General features: G+C 42.8%; 17 protein-coding genes and 1 tRNA gene. 10 read left to right on the top strand and 8 right to left on the bottom strand.

What is annotated here, in order from left to right:
• The first annotated feature begins 16 nt into the window (after positions 1-16).
• Positions 17-93, top strand: a tRNA-Met gene (locus AC4MBN_RS10430).
• Between the two features lie 57 nt (positions 94-150).
• Here the strand turns inward: AC4MBN_RS10430 and AC4MBN_RS10425 are convergent.
• A complete protein-coding gene (locus AC4MBN_RS10425) occupies positions 151-729 on the bottom strand; it encodes a hypothetical protein (RefSeq protein WP_419365765.1) in 579 nt (192 codons plus the stop codon).
• A 559-nt stretch (positions 730-1,288) separates the two neighbouring features.
• Here AC4MBN_RS10425 and AC4MBN_RS10420 point away from each other — a divergent pair.
• On the top strand, positions 1,289-1,651 hold the full coding sequence (locus tag AC4MBN_RS10420) for a hypothetical protein (RefSeq protein ID WP_491880192.1): 363 nt from the start codon (positions 1,289-1,291) through the stop codon (positions 1,649-1,651).
• Here AC4MBN_RS10420 and AC4MBN_RS10415 read toward each other — a convergent pair.
• Together AC4MBN_RS10415 and AC4MBN_RS10410 are read right to left on the bottom strand one after the other, a co-directional pair.
• Positions 1,635-2,270, bottom strand: a complete 636-nt coding sequence (locus AC4MBN_RS10415) for a CatB-related O-acetyltransferase (RefSeq protein ID WP_419374778.1) — start codon at positions 2,268-2,270, stop codon at positions 1,635-1,637. The genes AC4MBN_RS10420 and AC4MBN_RS10415 overlap by 17 nt on opposite strands.
• A gap of 100 nt (positions 2,271-2,370) precedes the next feature.
• Positions 2,371-2,775 (bottom strand): RidA family protein, encoded by a 405-nt coding sequence (locus tag AC4MBN_RS10410; protein ID WP_419365762.1) that lies wholly within the window; start codon positions 2,773-2,775, stop codon positions 2,371-2,373.
• Positions 2,776-2,914: 139 nt separating this feature from the next.
• On the opposite strand from AC4MBN_RS10410, the gene AC4MBN_RS10405 reads away from it, so the two are divergent.
• Complete coding sequence (locus tag AC4MBN_RS10405; RefSeq protein WP_419365761.1) at positions 2,915-3,496, top strand: TetR/AcrR family transcriptional regulator; 582 nt, start codon at positions 2,915-2,917, stop codon at positions 3,494-3,496.
• 77 nt (positions 3,497-3,573) lie between these two features.
• On the opposite strand, the gene greA is transcribed toward AC4MBN_RS10405, so the two are convergent.
• From greA to carA, 3 genes are all read right to left on the bottom strand, one after another.
• Positions 3,574-4,050 (bottom strand): transcription elongation factor GreA, encoded by a 477-nt coding sequence (greA, locus tag AC4MBN_RS10400; protein ID WP_005236827.1) that lies wholly within the window; start codon positions 4,048-4,050, stop codon positions 3,574-3,576.
• A gap of 85 nt (positions 4,051-4,135) precedes the next feature.
• Complete coding sequence (gene carB / locus AC4MBN_RS10395) at positions 4,136-7,366, bottom strand: carbamoyl-phosphate synthase large subunit (protein ID WP_159123473.1); 3,231 nt, start codon at positions 7,364-7,366, stop codon at positions 4,136-4,138.
• A 13-nt stretch (positions 7,367-7,379) separates the two neighbouring features.
• A complete protein-coding gene (carA, locus tag AC4MBN_RS10390; protein WP_005236823.1) occupies positions 7,380-8,519 on the bottom strand; it encodes a glutamine-hydrolyzing carbamoyl-phosphate synthase small subunit in 1,140 nt (379 codons plus the stop codon).
• Positions 8,520-8,829: 310 nt separating this feature from the next.
• On the opposite strand from carA, the gene AC4MBN_RS10385 reads away from it, so the two are divergent.
• Together AC4MBN_RS10385 and AC4MBN_RS10380 are read left to right on the top strand one after the other, a co-directional pair.
• The gene (locus tag AC4MBN_RS10385) at positions 8,830-9,318 is read left to right on the top strand and encodes a hypothetical protein (RefSeq protein ID WP_004784804.1); all 489 of its coding nucleotides are present in this window, start codon (positions 8,830-8,832) and stop codon (positions 9,316-9,318) included.
• Positions 9,319-9,419: 101 nt separating this feature from the next.
• Positions 9,420-9,644 carry a hypothetical protein gene (locus AC4MBN_RS10380; protein ID WP_125278216.1) on the top strand — a complete coding sequence of 75 codons (225 nt, stop codon included), beginning with the start codon at positions 9,420-9,422 and terminating at the stop codon, positions 9,642-9,644.
• Between the two features lie 275 nt (positions 9,645-9,919).
• On the opposite strand, the gene AC4MBN_RS10375 is transcribed toward AC4MBN_RS10380, so the two are convergent.
• Positions 9,920-10,459 carry a DOMON-like domain-containing protein gene (locus AC4MBN_RS10375; protein WP_034170177.1) on the bottom strand — a complete coding sequence of 180 codons (540 nt, stop codon included), beginning with the start codon at positions 10,457-10,459 and terminating at the stop codon, positions 9,920-9,922.
• 11 nt (positions 10,460-10,470) lie between these two features.
• On the bottom strand, positions 10,471-10,794 hold the full coding sequence (gene yhbY / locus AC4MBN_RS10370; RefSeq protein ID WP_004784797.1) for a ribosome assembly RNA-binding protein YhbY: 324 nt from the start codon (positions 10,792-10,794) through the stop codon (positions 10,471-10,473).
• 196 nt (positions 10,795-10,990) lie between these two features.
• On the opposite strand from yhbY, the gene rlmE reads away from it, so the two are divergent.
• From rlmE to AC4MBN_RS10345, 5 genes are all read left to right on the top strand, one after another.
• Positions 10,991-11,641, top strand: coding sequence for a 23S rRNA (uridine(2552)-2'-O)-methyltransferase RlmE (gene rlmE / locus AC4MBN_RS10365; protein WP_004784794.1), 651 nt, complete (start codon positions 10,991-10,993; stop codon positions 11,639-11,641).
• A gap of 133 nt (positions 11,642-11,774) precedes the next feature.
• Complete coding sequence (gene ftsH, locus AC4MBN_RS10360) at positions 11,775-13,664, top strand: ATP-dependent zinc metalloprotease FtsH (protein WP_034170205.1); 1,890 nt, start codon at positions 11,775-11,777, stop codon at positions 13,662-13,664.
• 106 nt (positions 13,665-13,770) lie between these two features.
• Positions 13,771-14,385, top strand: coding sequence for a GNAT family N-acetyltransferase (locus tag AC4MBN_RS10355; protein ID WP_419365759.1), 615 nt, complete (start codon positions 13,771-13,773; stop codon positions 14,383-14,385).
• 78 nt (positions 14,386-14,463) lie between these two features.
• Positions 14,464-15,315 (top strand): dihydropteroate synthase, encoded by an 852-nt coding sequence (gene folP, locus AC4MBN_RS10350; protein WP_419365758.1) that lies wholly within the window; start codon positions 14,464-14,466, stop codon positions 15,313-15,315.
• Positions 15,316-15,419: 104 nt separating this feature from the next.
• Positions 15,420-15,734 carry a DUF5713 family protein gene (locus tag AC4MBN_RS10345; RefSeq protein WP_125278212.1) on the top strand — a complete coding sequence of 105 codons (315 nt, stop codon included), beginning with the start codon at positions 15,420-15,422 and terminating at the stop codon, positions 15,732-15,734.
• The last annotated feature ends 10 nt before the right edge of the window (positions 15,735-15,744 follow it).

Genomic DNA, 15,744 nt, shown 5'->3' with positions numbered 1-15,744 from the left:
TGCGCGCACAGTTTAAGGCTATGTAGCTCAGTTGGTTAGAGCACCGCACTCATAATGCGGGGGTCACAAGTTCAAGTCTCGTCATAGCCACCATATTCTGAAAAACCCACACCGATTGAGTGGGTTTTTTTACGTCTGAATATTTTAGAATTAACGATAGATAAAGCGGCACATGCCAGCACGCAAGGCAAATGCACCGTGCATATATACGCCACCGAGCCAATACGGCACATTGAAAATGTCGCTATGACGATATTTTACCAATCCAAACTCTGCCAGTAGTCCTTCAAAGAACATCCCGCCAATTGCCAGTGTAATCGCAACAATGAGTAGCCATAAACGCTCATAACTGAACCCCCAGCGAATCAAAAAGCTGATATAGAAAATCCAGCACAGCGCCACAGGGTCAAAATTACCAAAGCCACTTAGGATATAAATAATGGCAAATAGTGTCAGCGCTTCGACCAGTGTCTGGGTGTTTTCATGGTGACAGCTTAAGGTAGAATTAATCCAATGCTTTAAGGTATCAGCTAACCAGAGATAAATGAATGCCATGCTGCAAAAGGCAATAAAGAATCCGGGAAATACCCACCATGCCTGACTGAAAAATTGTGAGTCTGGATAGCTTAAAGTTTGAGTATAGACATGAATGGCATCGCAAAGTGTTGCGACAATAGCAGCAAGTAGAGCTAGGATAAAAATGCCTGAATACTTTATTGTACGGGTCATGCCGTGTCCTGATTATTTTCTTTAGTTTCTAATTTGTTGAAGTTATAGATGAGTTGAAGTGGAAATACTATGGCTGAAAAATAGGGGTGAAGTTAGGAAATGATAAAAACAGTGTATTGAATGCTAAGTTATTTATATTGATCAGAAGAGTGATTTTAGTTTCAATAACGATATAAAATAATCCAAAAATAAATTATGAAAATTAAAAAAATAATTTTGCTCTTTTGGCTGGTGATTTTCAGCGTCCCTCTAAATGCAAATGAACCTGTCAAATCCCTGGTTTTTAAAGCTGTACACATTTCTCAAGCACAAATACAAAATATCTGTCAGCAGTTAAACCCAGCCTGCAAAAGTGAGGAGGTAATAGTGTGGTCAGTCCAGATGGGGGGCGAATAAATATTATTATCTGATTGATCAAAAGTTAAGAATCGTTCAGGTCTCTAAAGAGCAGGGTGAATATAGAATAGATGATCATTGGAATTTAGCTAAATATCAGAAAGCTCATGCAGTTGAAGAAGATGAAATAGCTACAGAATTTATCCATCCAGCTTTATATCCGTTGAATCGGAATAATTATGCAGTCGCTTTGGTATCTAGTTTTTCAGCAAGCTATTCAGGTGGAGGACGAGGCGATCAAACCGCGCAGTTCATTCAATTATTACCTCAAGGAAAAACTTATCAGGTTCTTAAAGATATTCCTTTCTATTATTATGAACGGATTAAAGCATGTTTTAGTGAACAGGATTATAAAAAATATACTCACTGCCATGATGAACAATCCACCTTACTTTCGATCACTTACGAAGATATTGGAAAACCCTTTTATCAATGGAACTTAATTTATAGTGAAATAGATTGGCCTGCACATACGAATAGGAAAAGGGTACAAAAGAGGACAGTCACTGTTATTCCATCTCCTTAAGCGTTTCAAAACAGCGAATCAATGCTGCTATATCATCCGTCTGCAACTGTTCACGCATCTTTAAAAACTGCTTTTCATCTAAGTCATAGAGCTTTAGAGAAAGCAGTTTTTCGATATCTTCTTCAGGAAAACGATATTTAATAATTTTGGCTGGTACACCACCGACAACAGCATAAGGTGGTACATCTTTCGTTACTACAGCACCTGTGGCAACGACAGCACCTTCGCCAAGCATTACACCTTGCATAATCATGGCGCGTGAGCCAATCCAGCAACCATCGCCAATGACTGTGTCGCCAGCAGGCACAAAGCTACGTGTATCGAACGGAAAGGCTGAGATCCAATCCGTGCGGTGTAACTGGTTGCCACCCATCATAATCACGCATTCTGCACCAAAACAGACGAAATTCCCGATATAAAGCTGGTCAATCGGCTTCTCTGGTGTGGCTGGTTTGTCATGCAGATAACGCACCACACAGCGCTCAAAACCCTGATCCCAATAGGCTGAGTAATAACTGTAATTTCCCTTGATATGAATATTCGGATTCTTCACCGTTTTTGAGATGAATTCGAACTCGCACCAGTGGTTCACAGGGGAATTAATCAACTTTTCAGCCATAACTAGGATTCAATAACAATCAATACGCTATTATAGCGAATTGATCTTCAAGCTGGAGAACAATACCATTCAATAACTGACCTGATTGCAGGGTTAAGTTTTACATGGCTTGAGCGGATTGAGGAATACGCACAATGACTTTGATTTCGAAATCAAACCCCGCCAGCCAGGTCACCCCCACAGCTGTCCAATTTGGATAGGGCTTTTGCGTAAAAATCTGATTTTTAACTTTCATAATGCTTTCAAATTGCTGTTCAGGATCGGTATGAAAAGTCGTGACATCGACAATATCATCGAAAGTACAACCAGCCGCTGCCAATGTAGCAGCCAAGTTTTCAAAGGCTTGTTCTACCTGTTTCTCAAAGTCAGGTTCAGGACTACCATCTTCACGACTACCAACCTGACCAGAAACAAATAATAAATCTTCTGATTTGATGGCAGCAGAATAACCATGCTGTTCATACAAAGCATGGCGATCTTGGGGAAATATTGCAGTTCTAGTCATGATAATCCTCGCTCAATATTTAATTTATACGTATTTTAGAAAGCAGTTCAAATCTTCACATACGCTTCGTATGTAAACATAATTGACATACGATGCGTATGTCAATTAAAATTTTTCACAATGCTGATGGAAACAACATATGTCTGTACGTGAACAAAAAATGGCGGAAACCCGTAAAAAACTCATAGAAGTCGCACGTCGTGCATTTGCTGAATACGGTTATGCGGACACTTCCATGGATAAGCTCACGGCAGAAGCAGGGCTAACCCGGGGTGCGCTATACCATCATTTTGGAGATAAAAAAGGCTTATTTGCTGCCGTGGTCGATCAGATTGATTCAGAAATGGCTGAATATGCCGGGCAACATCTGGAGCAGCCAGATGATCTATGGGAAGGATTGATGTTGGAAGGGCGTACTTATATTGAAAATGCTTTGAATGTTGAGTTTCAACGGATTGTGCTACGCGATGGTCCGGCAGTATTAGGGGACCCCGCCCATTGGCCAAGTCAAAGTAAATGCCTACAGTCAACACGTGAATGTGTAGAAAAGTTACTGGCTGAAAGTAGATTAAAACCAGTCGATGCACTTGCTGCAGCAGTCTTGCTCAATGGTGCAGCAATGAATGCAGCACTGTGGGTCGCTTCTAGTGAAGAACCTGCACAGGTCTTACCTCAGGCTTTACAGACATTTGAAGCATTGGCGTCTGGCTTCTTAAAATAAAGCCGATAGAAATTTCTAGAATCAATAAAAAACCCCTCATCTGAGGGGTCTTACAGCCAAAAATATCTAGTTAAAAATTAGATATATTCAACGCTTACGATTTCGTATTCAACTTCACCTTGTGGTGTCACGATTTTCACATCGTCGCCTTCGTTTTTACCCAGCAGGCCACGCGCGATCGGAGAGTTCACAGAGATCTTGTTGATCTTAAAGTCTGCTTCATCATCACCTACGATTTTGTAAGTTTTGCGCTCTTCAGTATCCAGATTCTCAATAGTCACAGTGACACCAAAAACTACACGACCGTTTTGTTCCAGTTCTTTAACATCAATCACCTGGCAAGCGCCCAGTTTGCCTTCGATGTCCTGAATACGGCCTTCACAGAAACCTTGCTGCTCACGCGCAGCATGATATTCCGCGTTTTCTTTTAAATCCCCATGCTCACGTGCCTCTGCAATCGCTGCAGTAATACGTGGACGATCCACAGTTTTCAGTTGGTGTAATTCTTTCTCTAAGGCAAGTTTGCCTTCGGGAGTCATAGGATAACGTTGCATAGTTGTCCCTCAGTAATAAAAATGAAAGTCTATAAATGAAAAAAAGCCCGCCACCGAGAAGGTGACGGGACTTCTCAGTAACGAATTAACCTACTGTTAAATCTTGCAAACGATATACATCCATTGGCAATTTAATTGCTAAAGCTTGGCATACAGCATCAGCACCATTCAGGGTAGTGGTATGGTATACCTTACCTTGAAGCGCAGAGCGACGGATCGAGAATGAATCCTGCTGAGCTTGTTTACCTTCAGTGGTATTGATAATGAGGTGAATTTCACCATTTTTCAAGCGGTCTACAATGTTTGGACGGCCTTCGGTTACTTTATTTACACGTTCACATTCAATACCTGCAGCTTTAATCACATCATATGTGCCGCCAGTCGCAAGAATCTTGAAGCCAAAGTCAGCAAGCTGCTTCGCAATACCTACCGCACGTGGTTTATCAGAATCACGTACAGAGATGAATGCATGTTTCACTTCGCCTTCAGTTGGCAGACCTGGCAGACGATCGTTAGAGCCTAGAACAGCTTTGTAGAACGCTTCACCAAATGTTTTACCAACGCCCATCACTTCGCCTGTAGATTTCATCTCAGGGCCAAGGATCGGGTCAACACCAGGGAATTTGTTGAATGGGAATACTGCTTCTTTCACAGAGAAGTGAGCAGGGATAATCTCTTTGGTAAAGCCTTGAGATTCAAGAGATTGGCCAGCCATGCAACGTGCAGCCACTTTTGCTAAAGATTCGCCGATACATTTAGAAACGAACGGAACCGTACGAGAAGCACGAGGGTTCACTTCCAGAATGTAAACGTCATCGCCTTTCACTGCAAACTGAACGTTCATCAAGCCTACAACGCCAAGCTCTTTAGCCATAGCGATGGTTTGACGACGCATTTCGTTTTGCACGTCTTCAGACAATGAATATGGAGGAATCGAACATGCAGAGTCACCAGAGTGAATACCGGCTTGTTCAATGTGCTGCATGATACCGCCGATCACAACGTCTTTACCGTCAGATACGCAGTCTACGTCAACTTCGATCGCATCATCTAAGAAGTGGTCAAGAAGAACAGGCGCTTCGTTAGATGCTTGAACCGCATCACGTAAGTAGCGTTTTAATTCTTCGTCGTTATAGACGATTTCCATCGCACGACCACCGAGTACGTATGAAGGACGTACCACAAGTGGATAACCCACTTTAGCTGCTTCTGCCATACCTTCTTCAGCAGATTTTACGATGCTGTTGTTCGGTTGACGAAGTTGCAGACGTTGAATCATTTGTTGGAAACGTTCACGGTCTTCTGCACGGTCAATCGCGTCTGGAGATGTACCGATAATTGGCGCACCAGCTTCTTCCAAAGCACGAGCCAGTTTCAGCGGAGTCTGACCGCCGTACTGCACGATAATACCTTTAGGTTTTTCAGTACGTACGATTTCAAGAACGTCTTCAAGTGTAATCGGTTCAAAGTACAGACGGTCTGAAGTGTCATAGTCAGTTGAAACTGTTTCAGGGTTACAGTTCACCATGATGGTTTCATAACCGTCATCACGCATTGCCAAAGCAGCATGTACACAGCAGTAATCGAATTCGATACCTTGACCGATACGGTTAGGACCACCACCAATGACCATGATTTTGTCACGGTTGGACGGATTAGATTCACACTCTTCATCATAAGTTGAGTACATATAAGCAGTATCAGATTCGAATTCTGCTGCACATGTATCCACACGTTTGTAGACTGGAGTTACACCCAGGTTCCAACGGTGCTTACGGAATTGTTTTTGTGAAATACCCATCAGGTTGGCAATACGGTGGTCAGATAAACCTTTACGTTTAAATGAGCGGATATTGTCAGCGTTAAGATCACCAAAACCTAAAGATTTGATTTGTTCTTCAGTTTTAACGATGTCTTCGATCTGGATCAGGAACCAGCGGTCGATGTTGGTTGCCGCAAATACTTCGTCTAGAGTGAAACCGTGACGGAATGCATCAGCCACATACCAGATACGCTCTGGACCTGGAACTTTAAGTTCTTGAAGAATCTTTTCGCGCGCACCTTCAGTACCCACTTCGATTTTTTCATCAAAACCAGTTGCGCCAACTTCAAGACCGCGAAGTGCTTTGTTTACAGATTCCTGGAAGTTACGGCCAATCGCCATGACTTCACCTACAGATTTCATCTGTGTAGTTAGTGTTGCATCCGCTTGCGGGAATTTTTCGAAGTTGAAACGTGGAATCTTGGTAACAACGTAGTCAATTGCCGGTTCGAACGATGCTGGAGTTGTACCGCCAGTGATGTCGTTTTTCAGTTCATCAAGGGTATAACCAACAGCCAGTTTCGCTGCGATTTTTGCAATCGGGAAACCAGTCGCTTTAGATGCCAGTGCAGATGAACGCGATACACGCGGGTTCATCTCGATGATCACCATACGGCCATCTTTCGGGTTAATACCGAACTGAACGTTAGAACCACCCGTTTCAACACCGATTTCACGAAGAACCGCTAAAGATGCATTACGCATCAACTGGTATTCTTTATCAGTCAATGTCTGTGCAGGAGCGACAGTGATCGAGTCACCAGTATGCACGCCCATTGGGTCAAAGTTTTCGATCGCACATACAATGATACAGTTGTCGTTTTTGTCACGAACAACTTCCATCTCGTACTCTTTCCAGCCAATCAATGATTCATCGATCAATAATTGGTGAGTAGGAGAGAGGTCGAAACCGCGTTCACAGATTTCCAGGAATTCTTCACGGTTGTAAGCAATACCACCGCCTGAACCACCCATGGTAAATGATGGACGGATAATCACAGGGAAACCGAAGCGCGCTTGAATCTCAAGTGCTTCTTCCATAGATTCAGCAATAGCAGCTTTTGGACATTCCAGACCAATTTTACGCATTGCTTCGTCAAACAGTTTACGGTCTTCTGCTTTTTCGATCGCTTCTTTGGTCGCGCCGATCAGTTCAACGTTGTATTTTTCAAGAATACCGTTGGCATCCAGTGCAAGGGCACAGTTCAGTGCAGTCTGGCCACCCATCGTTGGAAGCACAGCATCTGGACGTTCTTTTTCAATGATTGCTGCAACAGTCTGCCAGGTAATCGGCTCGATATACGTCGCATCTGCCATTGCAGGGTCGGTCATAATGGTCGCTGGGTTAGAGTTCACCAGAATAACGCGGTAGCCTTCTTCACGAAGCGCTTTACATGCTTGAGCACCTGAGTAGTCAAACTCACATGCTTGACCGATGACGATCGGACCAGCACCAATGATCAAGATGCTTTTAATGTCAGTACGTTTAGCCATGATGCTTCCTTAATTACTTCTTAGATGCTTCGATAAGTTCGATGAAATGATCGAACAATGGTGCGCAGTCATGTGGACCAGGGCTTGCTTCAGGGTGACCCTGGAAGCTGAACGCAGGTTTGTCTGTACGATGGATACCTTGGTTCGTACCATCAAACAGTGAGCGATGAGTCACACGCAATACCGCAGGTAAGGTGCTTTCATCCACTGCGAAGCCGTGGTTTTGAGAAGTAATCATCACTGTACCAGTTTCGATGTTCTGTACAGGATGGTTAGCGCCATGGTGACCGTGCGGCATTTTTACCGTTTTAGCACCCGATGCAAGAGCAAGAATCTGGTGACCTAAGCAGATACCAAATACTGGAATTTCAGTTGTTTCAACAATTGTTTTTACAGCTTCAATTGCGTAGTCACATGCAGCTGGATCGCCAGGACCATTTGACAGGAATACGCCATCTGGATTTAACGCAAGTACTTTTTCAGCAGGAGTTTGTGCAGGCACCACAGTCAATTTACAGCCGCGGTCTGCGAGCATACGCAAGATGTTGGTTTTGACACCGTAGTCGTATGCAACCACATGGAATTTAAGTTCAGGTTGAGTAAAGCCTTTGCCAAGTGCCCATGAGCCTTCAGTCCATTCGAAACCGGTCGGATCACAGCATTCTTTCGCAAGGTCTAAACCACTTAAACCACCGAATGCACGTGCTTTTTCGACTGCTTCTTCTTCAGTGATGTTTTCACCCGCAAGGATACAACCGTTTTGTGCACCTTTATCACGCAAAATTCGAGTTAATCGTCGCGTGTCGATGTCAGCAATGGCAACTACATTGTGCTGTTTTAAATAATCACCGAGTGATTGATTCGCACGGAAGTTACTATGTAGTAAAGGAAGGTCACGGATAATTAAACCGTTTGCCCATACTTTATGAATACGACCTGATTCAGCGTCTTCTTCGTTGCAACCTGTGTTACCGATATGTGGGTAAGTCAGCGTTACAAGCTGCTGTGCATAACTAGGATCAGTCAAAATTTCTTGATAGCCAGTCATGGCAGTGTTGAAAACGACTTCACCAGTCGTACAACCCGATGCGCCAATTGAAGTACCTTTAAAGATAGTTCCGTCGGCAAGGGCTAAAATTGCTGGGGTGCTCAAACCAAAGCTCCTGAAATTTAGGCTGTAAAAAAGCGAGTAGACGAAAAAAAAGGAAGGTTAATTTTTAAACCTACCCTCCTATGTCTGCTCGCTTGAACTTAACACGGCATTATACGCAGAACCACCCTCCAAGTCCAATAGCTTTACAGCAAAAGTATGAGATAAATGGCTTGCTTTTTGCTTGAAAGTCTGTTTTACGAACAACGTAAAAAAATGTAAGCAATTAAGAATTGTCTAACAAATCAAATCTTAATTTTTATCAAAACTACTAATATGGATGAGTCGTAATATAACTATAGGAATAAGACACATGACTACAGCAGCGAAATCTTCCCAATCCAAGAAAAAGATCAATACCGTGGTTTCAGAAACGACTGAACAGCTTGAAAAAGTAGCAGCTGAAGCCAAAGAACAGGTGGTGGAAACCATCGAAGAAAGCAAAGAGAAACTTGAAGTTGAAGCGAAACAGCTAGGTGATACTGTTCAGGAACAGTTACGCCAGTTAAAACAGGATCTGTTACAACGGATCGATACTCTGAAAGAGCAGTTATTTGGTTCGCAAAAAGAACTGACTGAATTAACCAGCTTTATCAAAACCGAATTTACCGCAGTGATTGAAGACTTATCCAATATGGGTAAGGAACTGAAAGAAGATGTCAGTCAGATCTCGACCAAACATAAAGAGCATCTGACTGGTACATTCAAGCGCTCAAAAGACAGCACCATTGAAGTCCTGAAAAAGGTCAAACCCATGGTAAAAGCTGAAAGTTCAGAAAAAAGCCCTGAGCTGAAGAGTTAAGGGAATACGCTGACTAAAATTGCATGAAAGGAGAACTGGAAATGTTCTCCTTTGTCTTTTTGAGGCAAACGGACTCACAATAATAATGAAAGGGGGTCACGATGCAGCAGCATTATTTTGCAGGTGTACTTGGTTTACTGACGCTGATTATGATGCTTAATCTGGAAAGTTGGTTGATGCGTGCACTTTATCTGGGTGTGATGATGTTATGCCTGGGATTCTTTGGACTAACTTTTGGAACGATTATCCTGATCATCTTCACGTTAACTGTAATTTTTTATGCCGCGGTAAAATCAGTGCAGGACAATTACCGCTTACATCACTAAAATGTCGAAAACAATAAAAACGAACTCTTAGTCTATCAGCTTAAATATCGTTTAAATTATTATTAAAGTAGCCAGCCCTAAGTATAGAGAGCAGGCTAGTTGTATCAATTTAATATTGACCTGAATCCACGTAATGAAAATAAAGGCAAATATTTTTTAAACCTATAATAGTGAGCTTTGAACGGATGAGCCGGAAAAGCCCATAAAAAAACGTGAGACTTTAATGCTCACGTTTTTTAATATCTTTTTTATCCAGTAAATGCTTTTAATCTGCATTAAAAGACATGCAGCCAATCCCGTTTATTGTGGAAGTCTGCTTCTGGACTGCTGTGCTGCATTGCAAAGTATTGATCACCTTGTGAGGTTTTTAATACTGCTGTCAGACCAATAAACAGGTCTGCCCATTTAAGTTTATGCTCAACCATAAACTCGGTCAGATCCAGACTGACATTAAGACCATAATGGGTGCGTTTAAGCTGATTCAGTTCGATATCGTATGCAGCAGGTGGCGGCATATCTTCCGGATAGCGATATTCCTCAAACTGATAGGCTTGCCAGGCCTGAGAAGGGGAAAGATTGATTTCGCGATAATAATCTTCACCCTGAACCCCGATAAAGATTTCAAAGCAGGTCTGTTCCCACAAAAAATCACGACGGGGATGTGCAGTAACCATTTCTGGCCACAGCACGTACTGGTTGGGATCACGCAACCAAAATCCGACATTCAAGCTGCATGGATTTTGCTGTTCGATGGCACCGACCAATGAGATTGCCTGAAAACGGCGATCAAATGCGCTGAGTTCGTAACTGGCCATAAATCCTGTACTTAGTTAGAAAGATGGGCAAAACGGACAAGATTGGATAACTTCTGGTTTTGCTTTGGAGCTTTCTTGTAAAGCAGCGCAATTTTACCAATAGTTTGTACCACTTCAGCACCTGTAGTTTCTGAAAGTTCAGCAATGAGTGCTGCACGTGCTTCACGGTCTTCAGCCACCACTTTTACTTTAATGAGTTCGTGATCATTAAGGGCACGATTTAGCTCTTCAACTACAGATTCAGTTAAGCCTTTGTCACCAAGCATTACAACCGGGTTTAATGCATGTCCAATTTGACGTAAACGCTTACGTTCCTGAATAGATAAAGACGCCATGAGAGATAACCTGATTTTTAAAACGGCTTAGTATAGCAAAAGCGAAAAACAAACGCTGTAAATTCTCAGGAAATAATCACTTGTAAATAATCGCAAATTACACCGGAATACTCAGATTTAGATACACATGTATACTGCAAAAAATGTGTTTTTCCCGTACAATGAATCATTAGAAGTTTTTTTTATTTAGAGAGTTATGGCAACACGCATTACCAACCAAAAGTTATCTAAAAGTAGTCGTGCGTGGATGAGAGAGCATCTTGATGACTTTTATGTGAAAAAAGCACAAAAAGAAGGTTATCGTGCCCGTGCTGCGTACAAGTTGCTAGAAATTCAGGAAAAATACGGCATTATCAAACCCGGCATGACTGTAGTGGACTTGGGTGCTGCCCCAGGAAGCTGGTCCCAGATTGCCGGAAAACTGGTCGGTGATAAAGGTCTGGTGATTGCATCAGACATCTTGGAAATGGATGCGCTACCTGATGTGACTTTCTTGCAGGGCGATTTCCGTGAACAAGAAGTATTCGATAAATTGTTAAATATTTTAAACGGACGCACAGTAGACGTTGTAATTTCAGATATGGCCCCCAATACATCAGGTAATAGAGCTGTAGATCAACCACGTCAGATTTATTTATGTGAACTTGCTCTGGATTTTGCCAACAAGGTACTCGGTCCAAAAGGACAGTTTGTAGTGAAAGTATTCCAGGGTTCAGGTTTTGATGAATTTCGTAAAGAAGTCGTTAACAGTTTTGATGTATTGAAGACGATTAAACCTGCTGCATCACGTGCCCGTTCGAAAGAAGTGTTTTTGGTCGGACAGGGACGCAAGAAGGCTTTGAAATAAAGTTTACTTGCCAACACGTTAAAAATTGTGCATTTTGTAGGTTTTTACATTATTGCAAATTGATTTGCAGCTTATTGATTAAGGTCACCCTTCGAGGGCATGATCAAATTAGATTGGAATGGGAAATAAAGCTTTGAGCGATCTTTTTAAGAATGCCGTATTGTGGCTCGTGATACTGGGTGTGCTGGTGTTAATCTTCAGCAACGTCAGTGACCGCAATCAACCGACTACAATGAACTATTCGGAGTTTGTTGCCGCGGTCAATGCTGGCCAAATTAAACAAGTTACAATTGATGGCGAAAGAATTCGCGGTGAAAAATCAAACGGTTCAGAGTTTGAAAGCATTCGCCCGGCAGTTCAAGACCCAGAACTGATGCCAAGCCTGATTAAAAATAATGTGGTCGTTGAAGGTGAAGCGCCTCAACGTCAAGGCTTGCTCATGCAATTGCTGATTGCAAGTTTCCCTGTGCTTCTAATCATTTTGTTATTCATGTTCTTTATGCGCAACATGGGTGGCGGTGCAGGCGGCAAGAATGGCCCAATGAGCTTTGGTAAATCTAAAGCGAAAATGCTATCTGAAGACCAGATCAAAGTAACATTTACTGATGTTGCCGGCTGTGATGAAGCCAAACAGGAAGTAGTCGAAATCGTTGACTTCCTGAAAGATCCTGCAAAATTCAAACGTCTGGGTGCGACTATTCCTAAGGGCGTCCTGATGGTAGGTCCTCCAGGTACAGGTAAAACTCTATTAGCTAAAGCCATTGCGGGTGAAGCGAAAGTTCCATTCTTTAGTATCTCAGGTTCTGACTTCGTTGAAATGTTTGTGGGTGTCGGTGCATCTCGTGTACGTGACATGTTCGAACAGGCAAAACGACATGCACCATGTATCATCTTCATTGATGAGATTGATGCAGTCGGTCGTCATCGTGGTTCAGGTACAGGTGGCGGTCATGATGAACGTGAACAGACTCTGAACCAGATGCTGGTAGAGATGGACGGTTTTGAAGGCAATGAAGGCATTATTGTCATCGCTGCAACTAACCGTGCTGATGTACTGGATAAAGCTTTACTTCGTCCAGGCCGTTTCGACCGTCAGGTGATGGTAGGTTTGCCAGATATTAAAGGTCGTGAGCAAATCCTGAATGTACACTTGAAGAAACTTCCTTCTACTACTGGTGTAGATGTCAAAGTGCTTGCTCGTGGTACACCAGGCTTCTCAGGTGCACAGTTGGCCAACCTTGTAAACGAAGCGGCATTATTTGCTGCACGCCGTAACAAGAACACAGTCGACATGCATGACTTTGAAGATGCGAAAGATAAACTGTACATGGGACCTGAACGTAAATCGATGGTACTTCGTGAAGAAGAACGTCGTGCTACGGCTTATCATGAAGCAGGTCATGCGATTGTGGCAGAAATGCTTCCAGGTACAGATCCTGTGCATAAAGTCACTATCATGCCGCGTGGCTGGGCATTAGGTGTAACCTGGCAGTTGCCTGAGTTTGACCAGACTAGCCATTATAAAGACAAGATGTTGAATGAACTTTCAATCCTGTTCGGTGGTCGTATCGCAGAGGAAGTCTTCATTAACCAGATGTCAACTGGTGCTTCGAATGACTTTGAACGTGCAACTAAAATGGCACGTGCGATGGTGACCAAATATGGTATGTCGGACAAGTTAGGCGTCATGGTCTATGAAGATGACTCTCAACAGTCATTTATGGGCAGCATTGGTACCCGTACGATTTCTGAGGCCACCCAACAACAGGTAGATGCGGAAGTTCGTCGCATCATCGATGAGCAATACAAGGTTGCACGCGATATCCTTGAAAATAACAAAGATATTGCCCATGCCATGGTAAAAGCGCTGCTTGAGTGGGAAACAATTGATCGTGAACAGATTCGTGACATTATGGAAGGTCGTGAGCCAAAACCACCTAAAGTTTATGTTTCAGACAATCCAGTGATTGATGTAACACCGACTGATGGTCCAATGACTCCTCCGCCATTACCAGCGAACTAAGTTAAAAATTAAAACCACCTTCGGGTGGTTTTTTTATGACTATTATTTTGTCATATCTAGTTGAATGCTATAGTCAATTCATAAAAATCAATGAGTAAAAATAAGAATGAATTTACCTGTGCTGGAATCCAGTATTTATCAGCTACGTTTGGAGCCACTGAGCTGGGAACATTTTGCAGATTTAGAAACTGCATGTGCCGAAGGGGACTTAGGGGAAGTTTTATATAACTCGGTGCCTTACCTACATAAACTTAAACACTACTTTACCCAAACTTTTGAACAGCAGTCCAAAGGTGAAAGAATGGCCTTTGCCGTGATTGATCTGAATTCGGGCCGAGCCATTGGCACCACCAGTTATCATGATATCAAGCCGGAAATTCCACGCGTTGAAATTGGCTTTACCTGGTATGCCAAACCTTATCAACGGACCTATGTAAACCGGGTCTGTAAATATCTTTTGTTGCAGCATGCATTTGAAGAACTGAATGCTCAAGTGGTAGGCTTTCGGACTGATCATTTGAATCTCAAAAGTCAGAAAGCTATTGAAGGCCTAGGTGCCAAACAGGATGGCATCATTAGATGTCATATGCTGCGTAAAGATGGCGTGACACTCAGAGATAGTTACATCTATAGTATTTTAAAAAGTGAATGGGTTGATGTAAAAGCGTTACTGCAATCCAAGCTAGTGCAATATTCCAATAAGAACTATTTTGAAATCTAGCTATTGAATAGATTGAGCTTTGCTTTATTGATCTTTCCATAAGACAATACCGGGGTTATTGTGAACTAGGATTGAACCATGCAGCTGAAGCCACTACGACCACAGATCTGGACTTTCGGTCATTTAAAACTGGATTTGTCTCAGCCGCATGTGATGGGAATTTTAAATGTGACTCCGGATTCCTTTAGCGATGGGGGACTACATAATCAGAAAGATCAGGCATTAGCAAAAGCCCTGGAAATGATTGCTGATGGTGCCACCGTGATTGATATCGGGGGTGAATCTACACGACCGGGTGCATCAGTCGTGGACGTTGAAGAAGAAATCCGTCGTGTGGTTCCAGTTGTGGAAGAACTATCTAAATATGATGTGATCATTTCGATTGATACCTCACAGCCAGAAGTGATTAAAGCAGCCGTTAAGGCTGGTGCACATATCTGGAATGATGTGCGCGCGCTCACTCGTCCACAAGCGTTAGAGACGGCAGCAGAACTGGATATTCCGGTGATCATCATGCATATGCGTGGTGAGCCGACTACCATGAATAATCTGGATCAGTATGATGATGTGACTCAGGATGTGATTCGGGAACTGTCACAACGGGTTCAAGATGCTCTAGATGTCGGTGTTAAAGCTGAACATATCATGATTGATCCTGGTTTTGGTTTTGCAAAAAATGCCCAGCAAAATCTCAAGTTGCTTCAGGAATTTTATAAACTGACTGAAATGGGCTATCCAATTCTATCTGCCTTATCCCGCAAACGTTTTATTGGTGCTGCACTAGATGGTGCAGTACCACAAGCACGTGCAGTAGGTTCGGCTGCGGCGCATTTGCTGAGCATTCAGCAAGGTGCCTGTATGGTTCGTGCGCATGATGTCAAGGCAACAGCAGATGCCATAAAAATCTGGAAAGCTATGCAAAATGCCTAGATTTGGGCTGAAAGACATATAGGGGCACAAGCTGTTTGGCTTTTAAACAGCAATGTGCTATAAGGCACGCTTAAGTTAGATTGTCATCTTTTAGAGTGCCTGTAATGTTTGCAGATTTACTTCTCCCCATGTTCGATGATGAATATTATCCCGATATTCTGGTTGCAGAAATCAAGCAACACATCGAACGCTTTGCTTCAAAAGTATCTAAATCCGGTTTATCTGATCAGGACGTGTACCAGCTGGCCCATGAAACTGTGGCAGACATCAATGCCATGAAGCCACAGTTTGAAGATCTGGACTCTTCTCTGGATGATACTGCCGCAGATTATATTGCCGAGGCCATGATGATGGTCGTGCAAGAACAGGGTCTGTTTGATATTGAAATGGAAGAACTGGTCGTTAACCGCGAATGGTAAAAAAAGCCCT

This window comes from Acinetobacter sp. CAU_H_60 (assembly GCF_058599385.1).
This window is presented reverse-complemented; position numbering and strand designations above follow the sequence as displayed.